Here is a 21432-nt window from a genome sequence, read left to right on the forward strand (position 1 = left end):
GTTATGCATCGCAAGCGTGCTGCCGGCCTTGGAAGCACGGCGGTACCAGGTTTCGGCTTCGGCCAACTCACCACGTTCAAGGAGCATCCGCGCAAGGGAGCCCATCGAGTCAACATGCCCCGTTCCGGCCGCGCGGCGCAGCTCCACTTCGTCTGTGCGGCTGCCGAACAAGCGAACCTCGCCAGCAACGTCTACGCTGCGACGCTTGGGCCGGGGATGTCCGTTGCGCATGAGGAGCTGATCGGTTCGACGATAGACCTCTTCGAGAGTCAACCCAGGACCCGCGGCCGCTGCTGTCAGCAGTGCTGCGGTGAAGGCGGTGTTGCGGTCCCCTGCCGGTGCGAACGACGTTTCGTTCGCACCGGAGGAAGTAATGACGTAGGTACCGCTGATTTCGACCTGGCCGGCGACTAGGCTGGAAGTGCTGCTCATAGCCTCGAATGCACGGCCGGAGAAGCAGCAGTCCAAAATGAGGATCCGGACACGGGCACCGCTGTCGACGATCGCTTCACGCAGCATGTCGAACTGCACTGAGCTCCACGTGATGTCATCAGGATCGCTGTCGGTCAGCGCGAGATGAAGTCGGCCACGACGGTCGAGCATGCCGTGTCCTGCGTAATACACCAGCAGGACATCGGTCGCTTCGCGGCCCGCGCGACTGATGGCTTCCCCGACGTGTCTACGACGGTCGGGGTTGGTGACAGTGACGCAGTGCTTCGGCTCGAAGCCACCTCCGTCCGCGGCAGTCAACACCTGCGCCAGATCGGTGAGGTTTGTGGCCACTGCAGTCAGATTCGACACCTCAGGGTGGGTGTATTCGGCGACCCCGATCAGGACTGCACGAGAGCCGCGGCGTTCGGAGAGCGGGGTCACTGCGGGTTGTCTGGGTCGGCCCCATCGAGGATGTCGCGGAGCTCGCGCAACACCTCCGGCGATTTGATCCGGTTGCCGTCAAGGGTCACCGAGGTGCCGTCGCTGTTGCGGGTGACCGTTACGGTTACGTCGGAGCGGCGGTGGGTCAGCCATGTGGTCAGCGACCGTGTCAGCGCGGGCGCGAGTCCTCCCGTTCCGAGTGCCACCATCAGCACGTCGTAGAGGTCGCCCATCTGCGCGTCGCGAATCCGAGTCGGCGGTGTACTGACCCGTCCTCGTAGCACGTCGTCGTGGCGAAACCAGTCCAGCAGCTGCAGCAACTCATCTGCGCCCCCGGTGGTGTGGATAGTCAACTGGCCGTTCGCTTCTGGCATGGAGCAATCTTGCCGTGGATAGCGACGCTAGGTCACGCGCTCTGAGTTTGTCGTCGACGGAACCCGCCCGGGTTGTAGGCCACTCGCCAGAGCGGCTCGACCCGGCGGGCTAAGGACTCCCTGCTCGTGGAGTTGTAGGGGAAGTGTAGGTATCTTGATTGGGCATGCTCGGTTGGATCGTCTCCGTTTCGGCGGAACCCACCGGGCCTTTCTGCTGCCCCCGGTCAACGCTCTAACGTGGCGGGTGTGGATCCTGCCGACATGGTTGCCCTCGGCGCTTTACCTCAACTTGACCACGAGGTAGTCGTTGCCGCTGAGTTTAGCTCCCGGTTTGATGACACCGTCCTCGTCATGGGTGCGAGTGTCTCTCACGCGAGGTGCTCCTGTTCGCGGTTCGAGTTCGGTTGGCTCGCTGACGCGCTCATCGGCTGAGGCGCTCGTGGAGGGTGCCGGTGGTGTGGTCGAGCCACACCGTCGCGGCGTGGCCGTGCGAGCCCTTGCGCAGCTTGTCGGCGGCCCCGGCGGCGTAGGCGGCGATGTCGTCGGGATGGACGAGGTGGATACGTGGCGCGGCGTAGCCGCCGGTCACGTGCGCCACGGTGAACATGCCACGCTCGTCGTGCGGGCCGGGTCCGTAGATGATGAACTGGCCGCCGGTGACGGCGTTGGCGATCACGTAGATCGCGTCGAGCGCGGCGGTGGTGGGAATCGCGGGATCGGTCACGGTGTCTCCTGCAGTTGCCGCCCCGGGTGCGGGGCGGGCTGGGTTGTTGATGGTCGGGCCGGGTGTCCCCGGGCACGTGCTGTGCCCGGGGCCAGGGGTCTAGGCGGCGCGCACGGCGGCGGTGATGGCGCGCGCGATCGCGGTGGCGGTGGTGGCCGGGTCGGTGACCACGTGCACGGTCGCCCCGTTCAGCGGAGTCGGGGCCCCGGGGCGGCCGGGGCGTCTGCCGGTGTTCGGTGCCAGCCACAGCACCGCGCACCCCGCCGCGCGTACGGCGTCGACTCGGCGTTGGGCGGCCTCGCGTTCGTAGTCCCGGTAGATGCCGTCGGAGATGATGACCAGCAGCCGGGTCGCACCGGGCCGTGACAGGCCCAGGGCCCCGTCGAGTGCGACCGTCGCAGCACCGAGGGCGTGGTATTTGTCCGGGCAACCGAACTCCGACACCTGGGCGGGGGCGGTGCCGGGGTAGGTGATGGGGGTGACCCTCGCGCCGAACGTCACGGTCGCGGTGGTGGCGGGCAGCGCGGCCAGCTCGGCGGCGCGGGCGATGATCCACGCGGCCGAGGACACCGGCGCGGCGAACGCGCTCATCGATGAGGACACATCGCACGCGATGCCGACCTGCAGCGGCGGGTGAGGGCTGGGCTTGCGAGCGGTGCGGGTGAAAGGCTCGGCGCTCGGGATGGCCCCGGCCGCGAGCTGAGCTTGCCGGGCCAGCACACCGCGCATCCGCACCCGCCCCGGCGGCACCACCGAGGTCGTTTTCACCGTGGCGCGTTCCCGGGCGGCGGCGGTGTCCAGCGCACGGGCCAGCACCCTCGCGGCGCTCTGTTCCGTGGTCAGCGCGGTACGGGTGCGGGCCACCGTGCGCGAACGGGCCGGTACCTCACCATCGCCGAACACGTGCTCGGCCATGAGTTGTGCCTCCTTGGCGGTGGCGGCGGCAGCCTCGCGCGCGGCGGCGGCGGACTCGGCCGGGTCGGCGGGAACCGGGTTGGCCGCGACCTCGCGGGCGATGGCGGCGGCGGTGGCCTCGATAGCCGCGCCCAACAGTGAGCTCGGTATCGGGGTGGCGTGCGGTTCGGGGCCCACGATGTCGAACCAGCGCCGCCCGAGCTCGAGCATGGCGGCGGTGTCGGCATCGGCCACGGTGTGCGCCTCACGCCAGATCGCCCGCAACTTTTCGAGGGTGTCGGTGCCGAGGATGGACTCGAGCTCGCGCACCAGCGGCCCGCACTCGGACTCTTTCAACACCCCGGCATCGACCCGCCCCAGCACGAGGGCGGCGTTGTGCGCGGCAGCGTAGGCGGTGCGTGGGAGATGCGCGGCGGCGGTCTGGCCGCCGTTGTCGCCGATCACGATCTCGGTGGCGCTGGCGCGCAACCAATGCCGATCGTCGGGGCGGCGGCGAACCTGGGCGGCCTCGATACGCGACTCCTCGAGCAAATCGGCCGCCTTCACCACCTCCGGGTGCGCCAGCAACGGGGCCCGCCACACCGAGTGTTTGGCGTGCGCGCACTCGTGCACCAGCGCGCCCCACACCGCCGGGTAGCGGTTGCGGTCGCTGTTGCGGGCCGGGTGCGCGGTGGCCGGGTTGATCTTGAGTCGGGCCCCGTCGAGTTCGATGGCGCGCAGTGCGGGCACGAACACCGCCGGGTGCCCGAACGCGGCACCGGGGGCGATGCTCACTGTCAAATCGTCACGGTCGGCGATGGGTGGAACCTCGGCGGTCATGGCGGCCGATAGGGTGGCCCATCCCCCGGTGACGGGCACCGATGCGGGGGCGGGGGTGGCAGGCGCGGCGGGGGCCGCCCCCGCCCCCGCCCCGGCGTCGGCCGGGGCGGAAGCGGTGGCGGGGGCGGTGCCCGGGGCAGCGGGCGCGCCGGGCCCGGCGGGCCCGGCGGAGCTAGCGGGGGCGGGGGCGGTGATCACGTGGCCGGTCATGGCGGGCAATACCTTTCGGGCGTGTGTGCGGCGGGTGGGGCGGTGGCTACAGGCGGGGGCCGAGGGCGAGCGGGGTGTGGGTGGTGCCGCACACGGTTTTCATCACGGCGGCCACCACGTCGCGGTCCTCTTCGGGGGCGGCCCCGAGGAGGTTGGCCATCGCGGTGTCGGGGTCGGTGGCGGCGGCGATCTTGCGGAACGCCAACAGCTCGCGCAGTTGCGGGGCCCACCCGACCTCGCCCTTGGCCTGCCGGGCGGCCAGCTCGCGCGCCACTTTTACCGCGCGACGTTCCACACCGAGCTGCGCAGCCAGGTCGAGGTCGGACACCACGCGCACCTGGAACGCGAACCGCGAACTCAGCGCATCCGACAGGATGGCCCCGTGCACGCCGGGGTTGTGGCCTGCCACCACGAAGAACCCGGGCTCGGCTTTGACCACCTCGCCGGTTGCTTTGACCACCAGCTCTTTTCGGCCGTCCATCGCGGGATACACCGCCGCCAGCACGGTCGGGGAGATCAGGGTCGCGTCATCGATGAACAGCACCCGACCCTCTTTCATCGCCCGGACCAGCGGGCCGTCCATGAACACGAAACGGCCGTCGGGGGTTTGGGTGTACTCGCCCACGAAATCGGCGACCGTGGTGTCCCCGTCGCCCTGCACCGTGAGCAGGTCGCCGTAGGCGGCCTCGATGAGCGAGGTCTTCCCGGTGCCGGGAGGCCCGTACAGCAGCACCGGCACCTCGGCGGCCCGCATGGTCTGCAACACCTCCACATCGGCTCGTCCGGCGAGCTTGCGCAGGTGGTAGTCCTGCCCGTTCGGCCGGGCCACCGTGTTACCCGTGCGGGCCGGGGCCGCCGGTGCGGCGGGCGCGGCCGGGGCCGGGGTGGCGGTTTTCTTGGTGCGGCGGGCCGGTTGCGGCTTGCTGGGGGCCGGGGCCGCCGGGGTGGCAGGCGCGGCGGGGGCCGGGGCCGTTGCCGCCGGGGTGGCCGGGGCGGCGGCGGTAGTCGTGGTGGCAGTGGCGCGGTAGCGGCGGGGCGCGGCCGAGGTGCGTTCGGCGTGCCCGGCGGCGGTCAACGCCTCGAGAGCGTTGCCGACCGCGCCGGAAGACCGGCCGAGCCCCGTGGCGATTTCGCGGGGCGACTGTTCGCGGACGGGGTCGGCGGCCAGCGCGGCGGCCACCATGCGGCGGAGTTCACCGTTGGGCAGACGACCGGCGGCCGGTGCAGCGGTTGCGGCGGGGGTGGCGGGTGTGGTGGGCATTGCGACTCCTGCAATTCCGTTCCGAATTCGCGCCGGTTTTCGGCATACGTGCGGCGTGGCCGCCATTCGGATTTCTGCGAATTTCCCGGCGAATTCCGGGAACGGGATCGACGCTAGCTCGACCTCGAACAGCCTCACAACCCCAATTCGCCGGAAATTCTTCGAAATTGTCCGCGAGGCCAACCTCGCGAACAAGGCAAGCCGCGAATGAAATGCGCACCACGCCGCGAAATCGCGACCCAGCCCCACCGCCAAGCCAGGCAAAAAGAAGATGATTCAAAGAATTAGAACGGGAAGAACAGAAAAGGAACGGGAACACGATAAATGTGAGAATAGTTAGTAGCCCGGGAGAACAGGAGAGGCGACAGCGACCGACGCCGACGCATGTCTATACAGCTTTGTGTATAGACAATCCTGGATGACACCCGCCGACGGATGTTGCTATCTACCTGGACATATAGGCGAGCCTGCCGGGGCCCTTTGAAGGCCCCCCACACAACCCCCCACGTTTCCCCCCACATTTCCCCCCAGGTTGCCAGCGTCGAATGCGCAGGCCATTCGACGCCCAATAAAAGGCGGAAACTCGCGCAGGAAAAGAATTAGGTGAATGGTGGAGCGGGATAAAGCATCAACAACAGGAGTCGCCACATCACCACACAGATCACCGAGCGCACTAATTTGCAGACAACGAATATGGTTCGTGTCGAATTCTATTCGATCAGCGGTTTCATTCTACGGTTTTCTGCCGGTTTCTTCAGCGGCTGGGTGTGCCCGGATCGGGGACTTCACCTTGGCGGAGGTGTTCGAGGAGTTGAAGGGTTTCTCTGCTCGGCGTTTCGCCGATCTCGGCGAGTTTGCGGGTCAGCAAGGCGTAGGCGCGGTTGAGGGCCGGGTATTCGCCCAGGCGTGCGTGCTGGCGCAGGATGTCGCGCCAGAGCGCTTCGTTGTAGGGGTCGGTCTGGGCGGTGGTCTCGAGCAGTTCGAGCGTGGCGCGGGGGTCGTGCTCGGCGTCGTGGGTGGCCAGCCAGCCCAGGGCGTTGTGAGTGTCGCGGCGCGCGGATTCCCGGATCGGTTCGGTCCAGGCGTCGGTGAGGTCGAGGGCGAGTTCTTCGGTGGCGATGGCGGTGATCGCCCGGCACGCGGCGGTGCGGTCGGTGTCGTTGCTGGCGCGACGGCGTGCGGTGACTGCGGCGGTGAAGTCCCACCAGTCCACACTCACCGCGGTCGTGGAAAGCCGGTAGTGCACCCGGTCCTCGGCCAAGGGCTCGGTGAACCGGCCTCCGGTCGCGGCACCGAGGGCGCTGCGGAGTCGGCTCAGGGTGTTGGTCAGCACGCCCGAGGAGCGATCGGCAGGGCGTTCTCCCCACAACAGCTCGGTCAGCTGACTGCGCGACAACCCGCTCGGATGCAGGGCCAGCACTGCCAGCAGCTCGCGCAGACGCGGTTGCAGCTGGCCGGTGATCTCCACGCTCTCCCCGGATTCGGGCACACGCCAGAAGACCCGGGTCGGCCCGAACACCCGCACCCGCAACGCCGGAACCTCCGCCGGTGCTGGGACGGGGTGCGGTGCCGGGTTCGGCTCAGGCTCGGCTGGCGCAGGCTCGAGTGGTGCGGTGTGGGTGTCGAGGACGGGCTCGGGCGCCGCGGCGAGGTCGGTCTCGCGTGAGTCGCCGGCGGCCTCGCCAGTGTCGACACGCGCAGGCTCGCGGGCCGGGGAAGGCGGGGGTTCTGCGACGTCGACCGGGACCGGCTCGGCCGGTATGGGGCGCGCGAGCGGTGTCGGCACGGTGGGCGGGTCGATGCTGTAGATCCTGGGCCCGTCCTCATTGCGGTGTCTGCGCTGGACCGGACGGCCTTGGCGTTGGCGTTGGCGGGCAGCTTGTCCGATGTGGGGTGGGTCGAACTGGCCGGTGCGTTCGTAACGGCGCAATTGGCTCTCCACGGCGCTGATCGCGTCGCGTGCGGGCGCGATCAGATGCTGGCGGGAGCGGCGGCCGGTCAGCAGAGCACGGGCCCCAGAGTGGGAGGCAGGGAGCTCGCCCACGACGGGGAACCCGATTGCGTCGATGTAGGCGCGGCTGCCCCCGATGACCACAATGCCCCGGGGGCGTCGACGGCGGGTCAGATCGAGGACCCGCTGCGCGGCAGTCTCGGGTTCGATGTACTCGGCGCGCACCACGAACAGGGCGGCATCGGCGGCGGCGACGACCGGATGCGCGGGCGCACCCGGCTCGGGAACACCACAATCGGCGAACACCGTCGCACCGAACTCCCGCCAGCCCCGCTCCGGATCGGTCAGCAGTGCAGCGGCCGGGACCGGATCTTCGGGGTCGAGTCCGGGCGGCGCTGCGAGGAACGCTTGCCCGCCGCGCAGATACTGGACGTGCTGGGCCAGCAGGTCCCTGGTGACGAGCACACCGAGAGCCTTTCGGCGGGCCAAGCTCGCCGAGCCGAGATGTGGGTCCGCGCCGACTATTTCGGCGAGTTGGCCGCCTGCGGGGTCGGCTTCGACGATGAGGGCGGTTTCGGGGCCGGGCCAGGTGTGGGCGAGCGCGACGGTGGTCGTGGTGGTTCCCGCGCGTGAGCTCAGTCCGGCGACGGCGATCAGGTAGGGCGCCTGCGGCCTCATCGGTGGGGCTCCTATCCCTGCTTCTGGACGTTGGAGATCAGCAGCGCGCCCCCGGTGTCGGCGGGGCGGGTGTTGATCAGCTGGAGGTAGTCCGTTCGGGTGCGGTCCGGGCGAATCTCGGCGATGTGGACGTTGGCAGCCGTCGGGGCGATCGGGGTGATCGCGACGCAGTGGCGGGTGCCGGGCGGGACGGAGGCGATGCCCGCGGCGAGTCCCTCGAAGGTGATGCCGCTCTCGGGCGCGAGCAGCGGCATCGCCTTCCCGGCGTCGCGGTGGATGTAGTAGGCGGCCTCGAAGGAGGCGATGACCCCGGCCAGAGTGGCGGGGTCACCGGCGCTTTCGGTGACCACCTCACCGGTGAGGCCGGTGCACGGGCCTTGCACAGGAGTGGTCGAGGAAGGCGGAGCGGCAGTGGATGGCACCTGTGCGCCGATGTCGCCGGATGTGCCGGTCGGCAGTAGCAGGACCCCGGCCAGGACGGCGACAGTGGCCGCCAGCGCGGCCCAGGCACTGCGCGGCAGCCGGTCCGCCAATCCGGTCCCCCGTCGGGGAACCGGGGCGGTGTCGGCCGCGTCGGGAGTCGTGCGTATCCGGTCGAGGTCGAACCAGAACTCCTCCGGCAGAACGTGCTCATCGACGTCGTGGTCGGTGCCGGTGTCGGCGACGAGGCGCAGGTCCACAACAGCCGGGGGCAGCTCGACCCAGGCTTGGACCTCGTCGTCCTCGTTCTCAGGTGGGTTGTGCGGGTACCTCGGCATTCATCTCGCCTCGACTCGGATCGGGGGTGTCTCCGGGGCCTGCCCGCACCCCGGTGGTGGGGGAAGTGGGGTGCCGGGGTGCGGGCAGGTTCCCCCGGAGGGGTTCAGGGGCGGCTCACGCGCTGGGCCGCATCTCGGCCTCGGCCTCGTCCGACGCCTGGGTGGGAGTCGGGGTCGGTTGGGTTACTGGGCCGTTGAGGATGTCGGTGGTGAGCCTGGCCAGGACATCGGAGATGGCCCAATGCGCGGTGGAGCGGTGGTCGCCGTCGTATTCACGCCAGTCCACTCTCGTGCCGCGCTGCCGGTAGGCGATCATCGCCTTGCGTCCCGAGCGCACCGGCACGACCAGGTCCAGCTCGCCGTGGTAGAGGTGCAGCGGCACATCGGATTTCACGTGCGCCAGCGATTCCAGGGCGAGGACTCGCTGCCACCAGTGGTCGTTCCACGGGTCGGGTTCGCGGCACCAGTGCGCCAGCGGCTCGGGAAAGCGCTGCACGAGTTCGGCGGCGGTGAGATGGCGGGCTTCGGCAGCGGCGACGAGCCCGGCTTCGTTGAGGACGTGCCGCAGCGGGAGCTGGTTGTAGGCGTGCGACAGCCCGATCAGCCCGGCGAATGCCAGCCCCGCGAGACCGGTGCTGGTGCCCCGGCCGACCAGCGGAGCCAGGACCGCGAGGTCGGAGAACACCGCTCCGGCGGCGACACCGCGCAGGTCGATCTCGGGGGCGTACCAGGGCTGTAGTTCCCCCGCGACCGCCGCGACCCGCCCTCCGTCGGCGTATCCCCACGCCACCACCGGCGCGACCGGCAGGTCCAGATCGCTGGCGCGGTAGACCGCGCGGGCCAGGTCGAGGACCGGTTTCGCACCAGCGGCGCGGGCGGCGAGGAACGTGTGCGGGCCGGTGCCCGCCCCGAGTCCTTGCCCGTCGGGGATGGCCACGACCCAACCTCGCGCGAGCGCGGCGTCGATGCCGGCGAGGTCGGACTCGGCGCCGGTGGCCAGCAGTTGTGAGGGTGCGCAGCGCCCGCCGAGGCCACGAAACGGCATGGTGTAGAGCAAGATTGCCCCGGTTCCCGGCTCCGGGACCGCTTCGGGGATCAGCACGATGGCCGAGGCGGCGATCGGCTGGGACCGGGAATCGGTGGAGACGTAGACGAGCTGCCAGGCCCCGGCCGCGCCCGCCAGCTGCGGCGCGAAAACCGGTCTGGCGCGGACGATGTCACCCGGTCGGACGCCCTCGCGCAGGAGCGGTGTCTGATAGAAGTCGCTGACGGTCATGAGTTACCTCCGGCGAGGTCGTGGGCAGCGGCGGTCAGCCACGCGGCCCCGCTGGCGATGAGCCCGTTGGCGGCATAGCCGGTGTGGCGGGCAGGAATGTCGGTGTAGCGCAACAACACCGCAGGATTGACCAAGTCGGCATTGTCGGAGACGAGCTGGCCCCACGCCGCCGACAGTCCCGCCGCCAGCGGCGGCAACGTGGCCAGCGGGTTGGCGGCGACCGTGGCCGTGATCTCGGCCCACCGCGCGGTCGCGGCGGCGGTCTCGGCCGGGCCCGGTGCCGGGGTACGGGAGTCGGCGGCCTCGGTGAGCCGGTCGGCCAGACTCGCCGCGGGCACATAAGCGACGGTGCCCGGCCCGGTCTGGAAGTCGTTGAGCACCACGGTGGTCCAGGCATCACCCAGCGCGCCCGAGAGCAGGTTCTGGATGGAGCCGATCGCGGCCACGGGATCGCGCAGGTCCGCCTGGGCCGCGATCTGGGCGGCCACCCGCAGCAGCGCGGCGCGATCCGGTGCCGCGCAGCTGAGATCGCCCTCGACGCAGATGTCGGCGACCCGGCCGGTGAGGGCCCCGTAATCGACCCCGTAGGTGGTGGCGATCCCACCGCCGGAGGCGACGGCGCTGCTCAGGTTCACCCGTGACACCGCCGCCCCGCTCGTGCCAGGGGCCGGGTCCGGGCTCGTCTGTCCGGGGCGGCCCGCGATCACCGGCGAGCCGGGAGCGCGGTCGGGGTCGGAATAGAGGATCATCGCGGCGACTCGCTCTGGCGCCACGGGGCCTTCCCTGGCCCCGACCATCTGCGCGAACCCCGAAGCGACTTGTGCGCCTTGGGAATAGCCGACGATCGCCTGCGAGGTCCCCGGGCAGATTCCCGCGACACGCTCGGACTCGGCGAGCAGCGTGTTCAGGCCGGTGCTGGCTGAGGCCGAGTACGGGGCGGTGCCGTCCCCGGTGCCCGGTGCGCCGCCGAACGAGGCCGGGTAGCTGATGTAGGAGCGCGCGAGCAGACTCGGGTCGGCGGCGGCGACCGGGCCGAGCAAGTGACCGAGCATCCCGGAATCGGCGGTCTCGGAAGCGTTCGGAGACGACTCGGAAGTGCCCTGCACACCGAGGACCCACAGGGCCGGGCAGCTCTGGCCGGCGACCTCGGGCTGCGCGCTCGCCGGGCCCGCGCTCGTGGGGCCGAGGACCGCGGCGAGGGCGGCGACGGTTGTGGTTGTGAGCAGGCGTAGACCGGTCATGGCTGCCCGACCCCCACCCCGGCACCGAAGCCCGCCCCAACTGTGCCGCCAACCAAGGCCCCCAGCGCTGCGGCAGGCACACCAGCCACGGCGGCCCCGGCTGCGGCCCCGGCCGCTGCTCCCAGCGCGGTACCGGCCACGCCGGAGGTGACGGTGCCGATCACCGGGATCGCGATCACGGTGCCGATCGCGGCCCCGGCGATCCCGCCGATCGTGCCTCCCGCGAGCCCACCCACGACAGCACCCAGTGCCGCTGCCGGAGCACCGGTGATAGCACCGCCGATCGCGCCACCGGCCCCGGCCCCGGCGACAGTGGCACCGGCAACGCGGTCCGAACGCCCAGCGGGCAGCCCGACCGAGTCCAGGAACGTCGCGGCCTGGGCTTCCAGGTCGGCGCTGACGGTGTTGATCGTGTCGCCGACCTCCGGGGGCAACCATTCCGGATCGGGGAACACCGCCGTCCCGACCCGGATCGTGTCCGGCGGCGGTTCGATCGGCGCGACCGGTTCCACCGGCTCCGGCGAGTGCAACTCCATCAGATACACCGGCGGGGCGGGCGCGGGTGAGGGTTCCGGGCGCGGTTCCGGCCCGTTGCGAATCTCGGGCGGCTGTTCCACATACACCGGAGGTTCCGGCTCGACCGGGGCCGGAGGCGGTGCGGGAGCAGTGGTTCCGGGTTGGGCCGGGACGGTGACGCCGGGCTGATCCGCGATCGGAGCCAGCGGCGCCATCGCACTCGCGGGCTGGGCGGCCAACACCATCAGCACCGGTACCGCACCCACAGCGACCGCACGGCCACCCCACAGCATCCAGCCCTCCTGGCCTCGGCGAATGCACCGGCCTCCGGCACCAGCGAACGACCCGACGGACACGAACGCGGATGATGTAGCACCGTTTTTGGACATGACAAATGACTCCTTTCAGGTAAAGGAAGGGAAGGAATGAATGAAGTAGAGAAGTAATAGGAAGTTTTGAGGCGAATGAAGCGGCCGATCCCGCCGGGAGATTCCCGGCTCCCGGCGGGATCGCAGCCGGGAGGCTTAACTGATCATTTGTTGAGTAGTCAAAAAATGATCAGTTAAGATCAGAAGAACGGCAGCACCTGCGTGGCGATTGCCAGCACGTTCGAGACCAGTGACGCACCGGCGCTGAGAACCGACAGGATGGTGTAGAGGTCCATGACTTCCCTTTCAGAGGAGGAGCGATTGCCTCACCATCACAACCCCGAAAACCACTGGTGCGCCACCCTTTTGACGGGGACAAAAATCGGTACCAGTTTCCGTCCCCCCACACGCACACACGGTGGCCTGCAACGATCAGCGAAACAGGTACAAAAAGTGTCACCGAAGAATTTTTCCGGCGGGTGTCCCGCACCGGGGAAAGGGTGCCCAGAATACTCCGTGCGCCCCACACGGAGGTCCGTAGCTAATTGTCAGCCAGGTCACAGTGAACCGCCGGTGGCCGGGCTGTTCCCTTTCTGGTAGAAGTTAATCAACTCGGGGGAGTGAACCCTTCAACCTATCGCGTGGTGGAGGGGCGACGGAAGACTCAAATAGGAGGGGCTTGACACATGAACCGGCGGACCGGCTCGACCCGGCGACCGCGGCGAGGCAAGGCCCGCCGCACCACATCCGAGATACCCGACCTGCGCCGATGGGTCCGACACGTCCGCGAGGCCCGGGGCCTGACCCGGGCCGAGGCCGCCGGCCGACTCCAGGTCAGCGAGGACCTGATCAAGAAGATCGAACGCGGCGAGCGTTCGGCCTCGCCGACAGTGCGCGAGCAGTTCATCACCGGGTTCGGCATGAACGAGTCCCAAGCCCGCTACACCCGCGAACTCGCCGGGCCAGCGCTACCGCTGCCGTCGATCGAGGAACTACGAGCCCGCCCCGTCGCCTGCGAGCACCACACGACGTTGCGTCGTCTCGATGAGCGGGGTTTGGTCGGTGCGTATCTCGACCCCTTGTGGAACGTGGTCTATGCCAGCGAGCGCTTCCGCAGCGAGCTGCCCGAGCTTGCCGACTACGACGACAACCTCAGCCAGTGGTTCTTCCACCCCGGCACCGCCACACCCACCGCCGAGCCCCTCCTCGTGCACTGGGACGCCGCCGCTACCTACATGGTCGCGTCTCTGCGCGCGAAGTTCGGCATCTACCGACACAGTCCCCGCGCACGAACGCTGCACGAGAAGCTCAGCGCGGCAACCACTTTTCGACAGCGGTGGACCGACAGCATCGAGGTCGCCTACGGCCACAAGACCGTGCACCCGCTGCAGGTGCGTGATCCCGACACCGGCGAGCAACGCACCATCCGTATCCACCTCGGCGTCGGAGCGGAAGGCCCTCCCGATCTGCGGTTCTGCTTCGTCTACCCCGACCCATGCGAGCCGCCGAGCAGCACCTGACCCTCCACCGCCCCACGACCACTCCCCCGGAAGTCCCGGGCGGAGACATCCGAACGAAGGAGCCCGACCATGACCAGCAATCCCCAGCACACTCGCCATCGCGGAGCCAATCCCGACGTCGCCAACCAGCCACCGGCACCGTGTGCTGCGCTCGCCGTCGACATCGTCCTGATCCCGCCGCAGAAGCGAGACCACTGACATGTCCCTCGTGCTATCCGGGATGCCCGACTTCCACGACACGCTGGAATTCCTGCGCCACAAGCGCCAGCTATCCCGCGAATCCACCGCCAACAAAGCAGGATTCGGCATCTCCCGCCTCAACCAGATCATTCAGACCCGCACCAAACCAGGCCCCAAGGTGCAGAAAGGTCTGTTCGCCTTCTTCGACGACCTCACCCCCGACCAACAGCGACACCTGCAAGACCTGCTGCACCCCGCCGCCGAGCTACCACCGATCACCGGCCTGCGCCGGTACCTCACCAACGACGGCGTCCACCACCACCTCGACTACCTCGACCGCTGCGAGGTCATGGGCGCCTACCTCGACCCACTCCAGAACGTCCTGCACGGCAACAAGGTCTTCTACCGGATCATGCCCGGCCTCGATGACGCCGACCACAACATCGTGCGATGGATGTTCACACCCACCGCCCGCGACCTCCTCGAGGACTGGCACGAACACCTGCCCTACAACATCCGCAGTCTGCGTGCCTCGCTCGGCCGCTACCGCGACGCTCCCCGAGCACAAAGCCTCTTCCAGACACTGCGCAACAATCCCGACTTCCGAGCCGCATGGGACTCCACACCTCTGCAAGTCAGCTACCACTGGCACCGGTCGATTCCACTCCGCCTCCGGCTCCCCGGCACCGCACAAACGATCCACCTGAATCTCGAAATCGACCAATACGGCGCGTGCTTCGAGATCCTGTCCGTACACGGCCTCTACAACGCGACCGCCATCGCCTGTTGAGCCGAAGCGCTGTTCAAGCTAATGTCCGCCCGCACGGTGGAAGCCCAACGTCCGCGACCACTCGATCCGACCCGAGGCACGACCCCGATTCACAATTAGTATCTGCAACGGGCACTTCCAGACAAACAAACGAACAGGATACAAAGCTATGGCGCGCAAAGTAGTCGTCACCCTCATCGACGACTTCGACGGCACATCAGTCGCCGAAGATTCCGTCAGCTTCGGAATCGACGGCGCAGCATACGAAATCGACCTGTCCGCCACCAACGCAGCCAAACTGCGCGAAACATTCGACCAGTGGCTGCCGTACGCCCGCCGCATCGGCCGCACCAAGCCTTCGAGCCGACGACCGGCCGCGACGGAGGCTCCCTCGACTCGTCGTAGCGATCTCGCGGCGATCCGGGCGTGGGCAAGCGAAAACGGCCACACCGTGTCCAGCCGGGGCCGAATCTCCTCCGAGGTCATCGCCGCCTACGACGCAGCGTCGGCTTAGGCGAGTTCGCGGACCTCACCACCCGCCCGCGGCCGGCCGAGTCCAGCCGGCGCGAGCGGGTGGACACCGATATCCATCGCGAATCCCGCACGCACCAGACGAGGACGGCCACGCACGGCACAATCGGAAGAGCCAGCTCCCACATCAGCGCCCCACCAGGCCCGGAAGTGGCACCTCGAAGCGCGTCAATGTCCCACCGCCTGAGATACCTTCGCGGTGCACTCTGATCCCAAGCGCACCGATTCGCGGCAGCGCTGAGTCCAGGGGATCGTCACCGCCATCGCGGGTCTCGATCACCTCGACAATCAGAAAGTGGGACTTCCCCTGCCTGATCAGCCGGACCGCCAGCCGCTCATCGAGTAGGTCGACGTTTCCGCTCCACCGCCGTTCGATCGGGCCGACAATCGCGACCATCAGTTCATCGATCGTGCCTGCCATCGCCGCGTACCCGGATCGTTCCAAACATTCCTCACTGTAGAAGCGAGCCATGCGCAGCGCGGCACCGAACGGGCTGACCTCGAATTCGCCAAGGAGCCCGGTCGCGGAACCGTCCGGGTGCGGACGGTCAACCGCGGATGACTGGTGAACGTTCCTGGTTGGAACATCTATCCAGACGACACTGGCGTTCAGGTTCTTCCAAAGGTGTTGCAGGATAAGCGATTCCGGAACTTCGAGGTCGGCTAGATGGTGTATCGAGGGAATCAATACGACGCCGCCGCCGACGGCCTCCAGCCGGGAGATCAGTTGCCACAGCGCAGGCGCGGGAGTCGGATAGCTGAACATCTTGTCGTAGTCATAGCCATGGACCCGAGCCAGGTGACGCACCTGCCCGGCGATGTCGGCGTCGACCCGTTGATCCAGGAACTCCCCCAGTGACCACAGCAGACGAATCGGCGACTCGAACTCCACGAACGTCCGGACAGCAGGGTCACCACACCCATAGCCCGCAGCGACCTCGGCGATCCGGGCCTCGACCGACCGAATCCGGTCACGCACCAACGGTCGCCGGTAATACGCGAACACGGGCACGCTCATCGACTCACTCCGAGAATCGCCTCGATCACCGTCAACATCGGCAGCAGAGGTCCGGGGCACGGTGGCGATTCCCACTGCCGGTATCCGCAGCGCTCATCGCGAGGCGATGGCAGCACAACCGCGGCGGCATCGGTTGCGATGTTGCTGCGCAGCAAGGCCCGACTGAGAGACTCTATGTCACTTTGATCGCCAGGAGCGGTCAGAAACGTCATCCGCGATGACCACGTATGGGCGACGACGAATCCCGCCGCCAGCTGCGCCATCGCAGGCTTTCCCAGTGTCGTCGGAGCTACCACCGCGCCCACAACGCGGTCGCGGCAGCGCACGATGATCCGCTCCGTTCGGGGCACGACCAACGCCGGGAGCCGAAGGTCCCGCCGGTAGCGCAGGCAACGGTCCCACGTTGTCTCGATCGCCGCGATCGGCTCCGTTTGCGGACGTCGACATGATGCGAGCCGCATGCTCACCACCCCTGGTGTCGTGTAGTGGAGATTCCGATTGCATCCATCAGACGGCCGGGCTCGGATCAGCGTCGTCGACTGACACGCCTGACCTCCCCGCAGCGCCCGAAAGGATTACCAACTGGACTATGCCACTAAAAAGGATAGTGGCATAGTCCAATTTGTCGACTATGGAAAATTTTCGGCGGATCGCCGGGCTGCTAGAGAATTATCGGGTAGTCCTGCCGGAACGCCCAACGCTCTTGCGGATAGACGGCCTCGTCGAACTCCACAGGAGTCCCGTCGGAGTCGAACGCGACAAGCCAATAGATCAGCACGGCAGACGGATTCGGCAGCCCAAGTGCCGACTGTTCATCCTCGTCGGCCAACCGAGCCGAGACCTGGTCTCGCGCGAAGGCATCACGCAGCCCGAGCGCATCGGCGACATACGGGACGGTGCCGCCACGAAGCCGCTCCGCCAACAGCAACCGCGGCGCGGCATCAGCGATAGCCGCGGGGAACCAACTCGTCGACAGCTCGATCGGACCGACACCGACATTGCTGATCACGCGCTGGCGCCTCACCACCCGCTCGCCCTCGCCGACGCCCAACTGAGCGGCGACATACGCGGGCGCATCGACGACACCGACGAACGGAAACTCCACCTGCTCGGCATCGGAGTACATCGTCCCCATCGCCGCGGCGCGTTCATACCGTTCACGCGCTCGCGGCGCCGCAGGGCTCACAGCCCGGACGAACGTGCCGGCGCCCTGCCGAGCCTCGACGAACCCCTGCTGACGCAACGCACGGAGCGCTTTCGTTGCGGTCGGACGGGCCACCCGCCACGTCGCGGCCAGCTCACGCTCGGAAGGAAGCTCCGCACCAGGCGCGAGGTCGCCGCGTACGATCTGATCACGCAGGTATCCCGCGATCTGCAGGTACTTCGGCAAGACCTCTTCGATTTCCGGCAACCCGCATCCTTCGTTGAGTACCATATGCCACTAGCCAGTGTACGGGTTACAGATAGGTCGACCACGCAGCAATGACGGCAATCGCGATCGCCGCAGGCGGAGGTGGCGACGCGGTCACCGCGGCCGTGATCGCCCAGAAAATGCCGGACCTCCGCATTGAGGCGATCATGAGCTATTCCTGGGACAGGCTGATCATTGACCCGAGTCCTGGGCCACGAAGTTCCGCAGACTTCTACGGCCTCATACGCCATGACGGCTTCTACGAAGTCACATCCACCGCCGGTCTGCGAACGGGCGGGCATTCCACCCTTCCTCGCCTCACACGACACATCGACCTACCGATCCTGCTGATGGATATCAACGCGGGAACGACAGGACTCTCCAACCAAATCAGAAGCGCGGCGGCAGCATTCGATGCCGAGGAGATCGTTGTCGTCGACGTCGGCGGAGATATCGTCGCGGCGGGACACGAACCGGGACTCCGTAGTCCACTGGCCGACTCCGTCGCTCTTGCCGCGGCGACGATGTCCGGACTCACCTCCCACGTATTAGTCGCCGGCGTCGGATTGGACGGCGAACTTCCCGTCGCCGAGGTCGACACCAGACTGACCCGCCTCGACGCCACGGACATCGCGGTGCTGACCAGATCAGACGTGCGGGGATTCGAGCCCATCTGGTCCTGGCATCCGTCAGAAGCCAACGGCCTGCTCGCCGCCGGCGCGGCCGGCTGGCGCGGCACCGTAGAAACTCAGCGGAACAGCACTATTCGGATCGACGATGCCACAACACACGTTTTCCAGCTGCGAGGCACAGTTCTGGCGAACGATTCCCTGTCGACACTTGTGCTGACAGCGACCAGCCTGGCGGAGATCGAACAGGTGCTACGAAGTCGGCGTGGGTACAGCGACGTTGACGTTGAGCGCAACCGACTATCCGGCCACTTCGCCGCGCGTACGCCGACGGCGGACGTGCTTGCCGAAATCGACCAGTATTCGAAGGATGCGGCAGCTCGCGGTATCGACGCGCTCACCATCCGGAGGGTGATTGAGCTGGCAGGTGCGACCGACACTCCCTCCGCCGAAACATTGCGCGAATTGCTTTCACGCCAAAGGCCGGACAGATTCCGGCCACCGCTTTTCACGGCGCGCTCCCTCGAGAGCCGGTGAGAATCTCGACTTCGGTCTCCCGGGGCGGCGCCACGTACATCCCGACGCCCCTACCGTCACGCGCTCGGAAACCGTTTCGCAACGAACTACGCGCGTGGATTGAGCCCCACCAGATGGCGAAGGCCGTCCAAGAACTGCTGATCGCCACACGGATCGATGTAAAGATCATCCCCCCGGCGGGAGTAGAGATATCGGCCGTCGTCACGAACATCGAACCAACTGACAAACCGCGGCGGTGACGGCCTCGAGGTCTGACAACCGTGGCTGATCTGCACATGCCCGCTACTCGTTCGGGGTGCCGCCAACAGCTCGCGCATCCGGATCGACTCCCGGCTCCCGCCCGAAGTCCACGAGTCGTTCGGATCCCGCCCCTGCAGCCGTACCAAGCTTTCCACCAACCGGCCCGCTGTACCGGCAACGCTGCTGCCAGCCACCGAGGCCACCATCCTCGCCACGACATCGACCGAACCGACCCGCACCGACACATCGCCGCCACGGTCGTCAGATGCGCCGGGGTGCTGCACGACCGCGACCCCGATATCCGACACGATCGCTCCAAACGCCCGGACTGGAGTTCGACGGAGACCAATCACCTCAACCTTGGTCTCCGGTTCGAAGATCGTCTGCAGTACCGGGACAAGGTCCGCGTCTCCACGCACCGGAATCCGCGACCTGAACGATGCCTCCAACGCCTCCCACTCCGACTGATATCGAGTCGAGCTCAACAATCGCAGGGGCGCCGGGTACCGGTCAGCACCGAATTCCCGCGCCACATAAATAAACTCATCAGCCGTGAAACGCCACTTCATCGAGGCCGCTCGCCTCGTTCCCCAGGTGCTGCACTCCAACCGTCCTGTGTCGACTGATCAGCCGCGAAAGCCGCCGGGCCCACCGATTCCTCGGGCGCGTCACGGCGCACGGTTTCCCATTCCCCGTCCCGGACCGGCCCCGCATCGATACCGAACACCGCTGGCGTTGTCGGTTTCCGCGGACCCAGCAGCTCGTCCGTGTTGCGCTGATTGATCATCCACTCCGGGACACCCTTGTGCTCACTGTCCTGATCGCCCTGCCGACGACCAGCCCCGCCAGCCATTCCCGGCATCCCGCCCATACCCGACGCCGCCCGGGCGCCTGGGCCACCAGCGGCCGCGCCACCGGAAGCTCCAGGAACCGCGGGACTGCCCGCCACAGCGCGACCAGCGACCGGAACACCTGCTCCCGCTTGACCGCCCGGGGATCCTGCTCCTGAGCCCAGGGGAGCTCCAGAGCCACTCGAAGAGCCAGGATTCGCCGAACCCGGCACTCCCCCGCCGACACCCGGAGAACCGGAGTTTGGCGTGCCCGCCACGCCACCGGTGTCGGCGCCTGCGGCAGTCGTGCTGTCGTCATCGGCACCCGACGACGACTCCTGGGCACCGTCGGTGCCGCCGTCACTGCTGTCGTTCGACGAAACGTCGTCAGTGTTCCCCGCGCTCTCACTGCCCTGCTGCCCGCCCGGGCTAGTCGGTTCCGGCGTACCCGCAGGCGAGGGTTCACCGCCGCTTTGGGGCGAGCCGGAAGAAGGACCCGAATTTCCCAGGGTACCTGGCACATTCACACCATCGCCGGGCTCTGTCGGCGCCCCGAAGGTCGGCACACCCTGCCCTGCGGGTTGATAGTTGGGGATGTAGTGGTTCGCCATTGCCCAGACAGCTTCTTGGTGGCCGTCGCTGGCAGCTTGCGTCGAGCCGATGAGAACTGCCGGGTTCTCCAATCCCGGAACGAGCTGCGAGGACGAGCTGGTCCCAGATGTTGGCGGCGGCACCGATGCCTTCACCGCCTCCGCGGCGAGCGCGGCCGACTCGAGCCTCCACCCGACACCATTGGCCACGTCCTGCATCCCGGTCATTTCGCTGACGTAACGGTCCAACGCCGACAACATCGCGTCAGCCGACGCTCCCTGCCACCCGCTCTCCGCCGACTTGCGCACCTTGCTACTCAGTGCCATCGTCGCGAACTGCATCCCGGACCCGATCAACTTCCACGCCTCCGCCGAGGCGTGAATCACGCCGGGCTGCATCTGCTGCGCATGGTCGTAGATCTCTTGATGCGGACGGCTCTTGAAGTCCTCCATGTTGCGGATATACTCGGGGTCGTGCGCGGCGTTCGCCGCGGATTGTGCGAGTTCTCCCGCCCGCTGCCTCGTGGTCGCCGCGCCTTGGTTCGCTGCGAGTGCCTCAGGAGTCTGACCTGTCAGGGCCGTGATGATGCCGTCGGTGGTCAAACCCTCGCCTGTCACTTCAGTTCTCCTTGCCGATGGATGGCTCCAATTCGGTAGCGAGGTCAAGGATTCCGTCACAGGGACTCATACCCTGTGTGCGCCCGGATGTGTGGACACGCACGGTAATCCCGAAGTAGCCGACCGCCGTTTGGATGTCGATCGAGCAACCGTCCGGGTCGCCCTTCGTGGACTTGACCGCGGGGCGACCATTGACGATCATGTCTTCAGTGTCACCAATGTACTTGTTGCGGACCTCGTCCAGCGACACATTGCTTGACTCCAACACCAGCGTGGCGTCGGTTCCCTTCTTGAAATTGCAGGCGAGGAAGGAATACTCCGCGATCATATCTTTTCCGCGGCGTCGAGATTGCGGATCGAATCCCGTGCCCTGAATTGCGGCATCGTCAACCCAAGTACATGGATCGACCACGACTTTCGGCCGATTACTCGAACGAGTGTAGCTATTGTCTTGCGATGGTGGCTGCAAGTTTGCGGCTGTCAAGGTCGGGCGCGCAGGGGCAGAAATTGTTGTCACCGGTGAAGAAACCGATGCCGACTCATCTCCGTCGGACGCATTTTCACCAGCACATCCGCCCACCACGGCGGCGATCAC

Annotated in this window: 20 protein-coding genes; 5 read left to right on the forward strand and 15 right to left on the reverse strand. The window is 67.5% G+C overall.

The window, feature by feature from the left end:
• The 10 genes from DFR69_RS35120 to DFR69_RS08090 form a co-directional block, all read right to left on the reverse strand.
• Nucleotides 1–873, reverse strand: an 873-nt coding sequence (locus DFR69_RS35120) for a caspase family protein (RefSeq protein ID WP_146229234.1), incomplete at its 3' end; no start/stop codon positions are given.
• Nucleotides 870–1247 carry an effector-associated constant component EACC1 gene (locus DFR69_RS33885; RefSeq protein WP_146229226.1) on the reverse strand — a complete coding sequence of 126 codons (378 nt, stop codon included), beginning with the start codon at nucleotides 1245–1247 and terminating at the stop codon, nucleotides 870–872. The genes DFR69_RS35120 and DFR69_RS33885, both read right to left, overlap by 4 nt.
• Before the next feature lie 421 nt (nucleotides 1248–1668).
• Nucleotides 1669–1971, reverse strand: coding sequence for a hypothetical protein (locus DFR69_RS08050; protein WP_110036764.1), 303 nt, complete (start codon nucleotides 1969–1971; stop codon nucleotides 1669–1671).
• Nucleotides 1972–2070: 99 nt separating this feature from the next.
• Entirely contained in the window at nucleotides 2071–3915 is a 1845-nt protein-coding gene (locus tag DFR69_RS08055; protein ID WP_279629844.1) for a VWA domain-containing protein, read from the reverse strand.
• 46 nt (nucleotides 3916–3961) lie between these two features.
• Complete coding sequence (locus DFR69_RS08065; protein WP_110036765.1) at nucleotides 3962–5176, reverse strand: AAA family ATPase; 1215 nt, start codon at nucleotides 5174–5176, stop codon at nucleotides 3962–3964.
• Between the two features lie 754 nt (nucleotides 5177–5930).
• Nucleotides 5931–7805 carry an AfsR/SARP family transcriptional regulator gene (locus tag DFR69_RS08070; protein ID WP_110036766.1) on the reverse strand — a complete coding sequence of 625 codons (1875 nt, stop codon included), beginning with the start codon at nucleotides 7803–7805 and terminating at the stop codon, nucleotides 5931–5933.
• 11 nt (nucleotides 7806–7816) lie between these two features.
• The gene (locus DFR69_RS08075) at nucleotides 7817–8563 is read right to left on the reverse strand and encodes a DUF8176 domain-containing protein (RefSeq protein ID WP_110036767.1); all 747 of its coding nucleotides are present in this window, start codon (nucleotides 8561–8563) and stop codon (nucleotides 7817–7819) included.
• Between the two features lie 115 nt (nucleotides 8564–8678).
• On the reverse strand, nucleotides 8679–9839 hold the full coding sequence (locus DFR69_RS08080; protein WP_110036768.1) for a lipase family protein: 1161 nt from the start codon (nucleotides 9837–9839) through the stop codon (nucleotides 8679–8681).
• Nucleotides 9836–11080 carry a cutinase family protein gene (locus DFR69_RS08085; RefSeq protein WP_110036769.1) on the reverse strand — a complete coding sequence of 415 codons (1245 nt, stop codon included), beginning with the start codon at nucleotides 11078–11080 and terminating at the stop codon, nucleotides 9836–9838. The genes DFR69_RS08080 and DFR69_RS08085 overlap by 4 nt, the downstream gene beginning before the upstream one ends.
• Entirely contained in the window at nucleotides 11077–11985 is a 909-nt protein-coding gene (locus DFR69_RS08090) for a hypothetical protein (protein WP_146229227.1), read from the reverse strand. The genes DFR69_RS08085 and DFR69_RS08090 overlap by 4 nt, the downstream gene beginning before the upstream one ends.
• Before the next feature lie 665 nt (nucleotides 11986–12650).
• Between DFR69_RS08090 and DFR69_RS08095 the strand changes: the two genes are divergently transcribed.
• The 4 genes from DFR69_RS08095 to DFR69_RS08105 all read left to right on the forward strand — a co-directional run bounded on the left by DFR69_RS08095 (nucleotide 12651) and on the right by DFR69_RS08105 (nucleotide 14947).
• Nucleotides 12651–13484 carry a helix-turn-helix domain-containing protein gene (locus DFR69_RS08095; RefSeq protein WP_110036771.1) on the forward strand — a complete coding sequence of 278 codons (834 nt, stop codon included), beginning with the start codon at nucleotides 12651–12653 and terminating at the stop codon, nucleotides 13482–13484.
• 69 nt (nucleotides 13485–13553) lie between these two features.
• Nucleotides 13554–13682, forward strand: a complete 129-nt coding sequence (locus DFR69_RS35515) for a hypothetical protein (protein ID WP_261774494.1) — start codon at nucleotides 13554–13556, stop codon at nucleotides 13680–13682.
• Nucleotide 13683: 1 nt separating this feature from the next.
• Nucleotides 13684–14454 carry an MmyB family transcriptional regulator gene (locus DFR69_RS08100; protein WP_110036772.1) on the forward strand — a complete coding sequence of 257 codons (771 nt, stop codon included), beginning with the start codon at nucleotides 13684–13686 and terminating at the stop codon, nucleotides 14452–14454.
• Nucleotides 14455–14602: 148 nt separating this feature from the next.
• Nucleotides 14603–14947, forward strand: coding sequence for a histone-like nucleoid-structuring protein Lsr2 (locus DFR69_RS08105; protein ID WP_110036773.1), 345 nt, complete (start codon nucleotides 14603–14605; stop codon nucleotides 14945–14947).
• A 144-nt stretch (nucleotides 14948–15091) separates the two neighbouring features.
• Here DFR69_RS08105 and DFR69_RS08110 read toward each other — a convergent pair whose 3' ends face one another.
• A complete protein-coding gene (locus tag DFR69_RS08110) occupies nucleotides 15092–15982 on the reverse strand; it encodes a hypothetical protein (protein ID WP_110036774.1) in 891 nt (296 codons plus the stop codon).
• A gap of 661 nt (nucleotides 15983–16643) precedes the next feature.
• Nucleotides 16644–17393, reverse strand: a complete 750-nt coding sequence (locus tag DFR69_RS08115) for a GntR family transcriptional regulator (RefSeq protein WP_110036910.1) — start codon at nucleotides 17391–17393, stop codon at nucleotides 16644–16646.
• Between the two features lie 71 nt (nucleotides 17394–17464).
• Between DFR69_RS08115 and DFR69_RS08120 the strand changes: the two genes are divergently transcribed.
• Nucleotides 17465–18559, forward strand: coding sequence for a DUF1152 domain-containing protein (locus DFR69_RS08120; RefSeq protein WP_110036775.1), 1095 nt, complete (start codon nucleotides 17465–17467; stop codon nucleotides 18557–18559).
• Nucleotides 18560–18645: 86 nt separating this feature from the next.
• On the opposite strand, the gene DFR69_RS08125 is transcribed toward DFR69_RS08120, so the two are convergent.
• The 3 genes from DFR69_RS08125 to DFR69_RS08135 are packed head-to-tail and all read right to left on the reverse strand — an operon-like array spanning nucleotide 18646 to nucleotide 21432.
• A complete protein-coding gene (locus DFR69_RS08125) occupies nucleotides 18646–19368 on the reverse strand; it encodes an ESX secretion-associated protein EspG (protein WP_110036776.1) in 723 nt (240 codons plus the stop codon).
• Complete coding sequence (locus DFR69_RS35520; RefSeq protein WP_110036777.1) at nucleotides 19365–20837, reverse strand: PPE domain-containing protein; 1473 nt, start codon at nucleotides 20835–20837, stop codon at nucleotides 19365–19367. Before DFR69_RS35520 ends, DFR69_RS08125 begins: the two co-directional genes overlap by 4 nt.
• Before the next feature lies 1 nt (nucleotide 20838).
• Nucleotides 20839–21432 carry a DUF3558 domain-containing protein gene (locus DFR69_RS08135; protein ID WP_167456190.1) on the reverse strand — a complete coding sequence of 198 codons (594 nt, stop codon included), beginning with the start codon at nucleotides 21430–21432 and terminating at the stop codon, nucleotides 20839–20841.

Origin of the sequence: Nocardia neocaledoniensis, assembly GCF_003182135.1 — a bacterium.
Classification (GTDB): Bacteria; Actinomycetota; Actinomycetes; order Mycobacteriales; family Mycobacteriaceae; genus Nocardia; species Nocardia neocaledoniensis.

Excerpts from the sequence above, each read along its gene's own strand:
- DFR69_RS33885 (WP_146229226.1), bottom strand. The coding sequence starts at position 1,247 with ATGCCAGAAGCGAACGGCCAGTTGACTATCCACACCACCGGGGGCGCA.
- DFR69_RS08055 (WP_279629844.1), bottom strand. The coding sequence starts at position 3,915 with ATGACCGGCCACGTGATCACCGCCCCCGCCCCCGCTAGCTCCGCCGGG.
- DFR69_RS08065 (WP_110036765.1), bottom strand. The coding sequence starts at position 5,176 with ATGCCCACCACACCCGCCACCCCCGCCGCAACCGCTGCACCGGCCGCC.
- DFR69_RS08070 (WP_110036766.1), bottom strand. The coding sequence starts at position 7,805 with ATGAGGCCGCAGGCGCCCTACCTGATCGCCGTCGCCGGACTGAGCTCA.
- DFR69_RS08075 (WP_110036767.1), bottom strand. The coding sequence starts at position 8,563 with ATGCCGAGGTACCCGCACAACCCACCTGAGAACGAGGACGACGAGGTC.
- DFR69_RS08080 (WP_110036768.1), bottom strand. The coding sequence starts at position 9,839 with ATGACCGTCAGCGACTTCTATCAGACACCGCTCCTGCGCGAGGGCGTC.
- DFR69_RS08085 (WP_110036769.1), bottom strand. The coding sequence starts at position 11,080 with ATGACCGGTCTACGCCTGCTCACAACCACAACCGTCGCCGCCCTCGCC.
- DFR69_RS08090 (WP_146229227.1), bottom strand. The coding sequence starts at position 11,985 with ATGTCCAAAAACGGTGCTACATCATCCGCGTTCGTGTCCGTCGGGTCG.
- DFR69_RS08095 (WP_110036771.1), top strand. The coding sequence starts at position 12,651 with ATGAACCGGCGGACCGGCTCGACCCGGCGACCGCGGCGAGGCAAGGCC.
- DFR69_RS35515 (WP_261774494.1), top strand. The coding sequence starts at position 13,554 with ATGACCAGCAATCCCCAGCACACTCGCCATCGCGGAGCCAATCCCGAC.
- DFR69_RS08100 (WP_110036772.1), top strand. The coding sequence starts at position 13,684 with ATGTCCCTCGTGCTATCCGGGATGCCCGACTTCCACGACACGCTGGAA.
- DFR69_RS08105 (WP_110036773.1), top strand. The coding sequence starts at position 14,603 with ATGGCGCGCAAAGTAGTCGTCACCCTCATCGACGACTTCGACGGCACA.
- DFR69_RS08110 (WP_110036774.1), bottom strand. The coding sequence starts at position 15,982 with ATGAGCGTGCCCGTGTTCGCGTATTACCGGCGACCGTTGGTGCGTGAC.
- DFR69_RS08120 (WP_110036775.1), top strand. The coding sequence starts at position 17,465 with ATGACGGCAATCGCGATCGCCGCAGGCGGAGGTGGCGACGCGGTCACC.
- DFR69_RS08125 (WP_110036776.1), bottom strand. The coding sequence starts at position 19,368 with ATGAAGTGGCGTTTCACGGCTGATGAGTTTATTTATGTGGCGCGGGAA.